Genomic DNA, 3,498 nt, shown 5'->3' on the forward strand with positions numbered 1-3,498 from the left:
TCCCAGCACTAAACCAATAATTATTTGGGTGTGTAGCGGTAGTTTTTTCATGTAGTGTAGTTCAATTGTTCTGCTTTTAAAATAAGCGACCGTAAAAATGCAAAATCCTTGGAGTAAATACTAATAGGAAAATCAAGAACGTTGTAAATTAGCTTCCCAAACCAATGGTGATCAGTTGTTTGGTAGTACAATATTTGGTATTATTTATTAAAATGAGAATAAAATTTGTTTTGGCTGTATGGCTGCTAGGAATTAGTGCCTGCACTAGCACCAAGCACCAACTAGTGCCCCGCTACGGTTTCAACTTTCAAGAGGGTGAAAGATTGGTGATTGCGCAGTTTCAAAGCCGATCTACCGTGTCTGACTACGCTACCGAGCAGCTTCTTAATGCGTTCCAACCGTGCGAGGATGTAGAAGTTGTACCCCCGGATACGGTACACAACTTTTTTTACCGAAATATGCTGCATGTTAACCCGATCTGGAATGTGGATATTCCAATGATGGTACGCATCCGGCAAGCAACCCAGGCGCGTTACTTACTCGTTGGAAAGTTCTTAGACGAATCTACTAGCCGACCGCCCGTAAGCAACGCCCTGCGTCATCCTAACGGGTACCTGGAAGATATTCACGAAAGCTACTCGAAGATTCAGTTTTTGCTGTACGACCTAGCTACGCACCGAACCGTACTGAGCCTACAAACCCGTACCAAAGCCCGCCAGTACAACCATTCAGACGAAGATGGCGATGTCATGAGTTTTCACGCCCCGGCTAATCTGACCAGAACAGTAATTAATAAAGGAGTAAAGGAGTTAGCCGATGCTTGCGGGTGTAAGTAGCGGATTTATAATAAATACCTTTTACTGGTGGCTCATTTTAAAGGTTGCTTCCATCACGTACATTATTTACCTTAGAAGAATAAGCACATATCTATGGAACGAGTTGCCACTAAATTTTTATCGCTAGAAGAGTACAATCAGCTAGAAGAGCAGACCCAAACTCGGTACGAATATCACGGAGGCGAGGTGTTCGCGATGGCTGGTGGGACTCCTAAGCATGGTATTATCGCTGGAAATATTATCGGGTTACTCAAAAGCCAACTAAATAAAGGTTGTCGGGTAGGCAGTAGTGATTTGAAGTTTTATATTGAGTCCATTAATAAGTCACTCTATCCCGATGCTTCCGTCATCTGCCGACCTTACCAAGTATCCGAACATGATCGTAATGCACTGATTAATCCAATTTTGCTAGTAGAAGTGTTATCGGAAAGTACCGCAAATTATGATCGTGGATCAAAGTTTCATTACTACAGCGAACTACTCTCATTACGGGAATACATGCTGATAGAACAAAACACTTGGAAAGTGGAAACCCGGTACCGAAACACTGCCGATGAAGAATGGAAGATGAACTGGTTTGAGGGAGAAGATGCTTCCGTTACGTTACATTCTATGAATGCGACTATTCCTCTGGCTGATATCTATCAGGAAACCGAAGATTTGTAAGCTGAATGTCTGCCTAGCATGCTATACTTTAGCTTTCTTGACTTAATTCTGCATCGGAGTACAGACTTCTATCAGAAATCCATTGATGTCTCTCAAATACCCAACCTCTTGTCTCCAGGGTTTCGTCTTTATCTTTTCGGCTACGGTAGCCCCTGTTGCTACAGCTTGCTCCATTACCTCTTTAGGCTGGTCAGTAGTAAACGCTAGTTCTACGCCGAAGGGTTTTGCCGTAGGTTGGCTCTTGGTAAAGCCGTTCTTCAGATTAGCGTTAGCCAGTTCCCAAGAAGCAAAGGCAATGGTCGTTTCGCCCGAAACCAGCTCACCGTAGTCCTGTTCAGGCGTGACAAACTTGCGTTGGAACCCAAATGCTTGCTCGTAAAACGAAACAGTTTTTTCTACATCAGGTACGTACAAAATAGTGTAAGCGTATTGTATCATTGTTAGGTAAGTTACTCTTCTCTCTTGAGATACTCGTCGGTGAAGTGCGACCGCCGTTTGAGCTGAGCGAATTTAGTGGCATTATAATCCTTAGAGCCACCCTTAGGAATCGACAGGCTTTGCCACTGCTCCCCTTTAATCATCTTACCCAAGTAGGTAATTTGCCCTACATGATAGGCGTAATGGGCTAGTTGGCGATTGATAGCCTCTACCACCGTATGCCCCATATTACGGATGTAAACTATGTTCTCAAAATTGTCAGCATTTACCGAATCCAGTGCTCGAAAAAGACAGCTTCAACCTTCGTTCCATTTGTTCAGTAACTCTTTGCGGTTCCTAATATGATCGTAAATTCCTCATCGCGGTTACGCCACTCCTTTTCTCCGTCGGTAGTGAGAAAATCAGTCCAGCGAGAGAGCATATTACCCGCTAGATGGTTGACAATGACAGCGATAGAATTATTATCCGGATTAGGTTCCCAGAAAAGCTCAGCTTCGGTAAGTTGAGCGAAGGTTTTATCGCTCAGCGAGCAATAGTAAGCAAACTGCTTTTTTACACTTTCCAAATAGTTTTCTATCATGCCTTTATTCTTTAGTTCTGCTATGCGATTCGAGTAACCCTACTGCGCTTTTTAAACGCCCAGCAGCAATCCAATCTATTGAACTTACGTCCTTTTATTTCATTTTGGTACATCATCACCCCTAAACCAAAGAATATTTGGTGATTTACAAAAATGCTTAATACTACCTTCAGCCAGGACGGTTGCTTACCGAAGCGCATTTGCAGATTGGCGTAGCGAAGTACTTGCGCCCAGTTCAGCAACCATCAAGGAGCGTAGCTATACCCTTGCGCCGCGCGGCGCAACCGTTCCAGACCAGTGATGTACGCTTGCGCCAGCCCGCGCAACCCCTCATTACCGGTCGCCCTTCCGCCAGCCGATTCAAGCGTTCCGCACTGCCGTTTTACGCTTTCTCCTACCCAACTAACCATTCCGCACCACCACTGAATACCCATCTTTCTTACCGGAAAGATAAAATGGTACAACCCTCCCGAAGCCCCATGTAGCTTTTACGCTGAAAATGCTGAAACTGAAAATTCGCTTTGGTGTATTTTGCGGCTATTTATAAAATAATCGTAGATAGTATGATCTCAAAGCTAACTACTCTATATAATTATGAAATGAAAAAATATATATCCGCGATTTTTGTGCTACTGCTTTTGAATTGTTGTCAAGAGCAAGAAACAGAGGTTCAGAAACCTGAATTTAGGATTAGTGAAATACTGTATGAAAATAGTGATGATATTGCTAGGGCTAGCTTTAATTCAAGTACTAATGAATATGTATTATTTTTTCATAGGAAAGATGATAGTGGAGATAGAATATTTGATGGTCCATTCATTTATAAAGTACTGAATAAAGACTTTAAAGAAATTAGAAGCGGAGAATTTGGTTCAGAGCGCAGTGATAACAACGATGTTTGGTTCTTCATGAAAATCTTACCTCTCGCTGATACTGTACTTAGAGGTATCCATGAAGTGTTGCAAGATGGTAAGATTA

The 3,498-nt window shown here is 42.7% G+C and carries 7 protein-coding genes; 3 read left to right on the top strand and 4 right to left on the bottom strand.

Features of this window, described 5'->3' with window-relative positions; translation table 11 throughout:
* The first annotated feature begins 212 nt into the window (after window positions 1-212).
* Window positions 213-836 (top strand): hypothetical protein, encoded by a 624-nt coding sequence (locus tag WBA23_RS09240; protein WP_424581990.1) that lies wholly within the window; start codon window positions 213-215, stop codon window positions 834-836.
* Between the two features lie 93 nt (window positions 837-929).
* Window positions 930-1,502: a Uma2 family endonuclease gene (locus WBA23_RS09245; protein WP_424581991.1), complete on the top strand. Its 573-nt coding sequence runs from the start codon at window positions 930-932 to the stop codon at window positions 1,500-1,502.
* A gap of 42 nt (window positions 1,503-1,544) precedes the next feature.
* Here the strand turns inward: WBA23_RS09245 and WBA23_RS09250 are convergent, their stop codons facing one another.
* The 4 genes from WBA23_RS09250 to WBA23_RS09265 all read right to left on the bottom strand — a co-directional run bounded on the left by WBA23_RS09250 (window position 1,545) and on the right by WBA23_RS09265 (window position 2,984).
* Complete coding sequence (locus WBA23_RS09250; protein WP_424581992.1) at window positions 1,545-1,940, bottom strand: VOC family protein; 396 nt, start codon at window positions 1,938-1,940, stop codon at window positions 1,545-1,547.
* A gap of 11 nt (window positions 1,941-1,951) precedes the next feature.
* On the bottom strand, window positions 1,952-2,218 hold the full coding sequence (locus WBA23_RS09255; RefSeq protein WP_424581996.1) for a DUF1572 family protein: 267 nt from the start codon (window positions 2,216-2,218) through the stop codon (window positions 1,952-1,954).
* Between the two features lie 38 nt (window positions 2,219-2,256).
* Complete coding sequence (locus WBA23_RS09260) at window positions 2,257-2,520, bottom strand: DUF1572 family protein (RefSeq protein ID WP_424581993.1); 264 nt, start codon at window positions 2,518-2,520, stop codon at window positions 2,257-2,259.
* Window positions 2,521-2,765: 245 nt separating this feature from the next.
* Complete coding sequence (locus WBA23_RS09265) at window positions 2,766-2,984, bottom strand: hypothetical protein (RefSeq protein ID WP_424581994.1); 219 nt, start codon at window positions 2,982-2,984, stop codon at window positions 2,766-2,768.
* Window positions 2,985-3,119: 135 nt separating this feature from the next.
* Between WBA23_RS09265 and WBA23_RS09270 the strand changes: the two genes are divergently transcribed.
* Window positions 3,120-3,498, top strand: a 379-nt coding sequence (locus tag WBA23_RS09270) for a hypothetical protein (protein WP_424581995.1), incomplete at its 3' end; no start/stop codon positions are given.

The sequence above is a fragment of the Tunicatimonas sp. genome (genome assembly GCF_049647865.1).
GTDB lineage: Bacteria > Bacteroidota > Bacteroidia > Cytophagales > Cyclobacteriaceae > Tunicatimonas.

Excerpts from the sequence above, each read along its gene's own strand:
- WBA23_RS09260 (WP_424581993.1), bottom strand. The coding sequence starts at position 2,520 with ATGATAGAAAACTATTTGGAAAGTGTAAAAAAGCAGTTTGCTTACTAT.
- WBA23_RS09250 (WP_424581992.1), bottom strand. The coding sequence starts at position 1,940 with ATGATACAATACGCTTACACTATTTTGTACGTACCTGATGTAGAAAAA.
- WBA23_RS09245 (WP_424581991.1), top strand. The coding sequence starts at position 930 with ATGGAACGAGTTGCCACTAAATTTTTATCGCTAGAAGAGTACAATCAG.
- WBA23_RS09240 (WP_424581990.1), top strand. The coding sequence starts at position 213 with ATGAGAATAAAATTTGTTTTGGCTGTATGGCTGCTAGGAATTAGTGCC.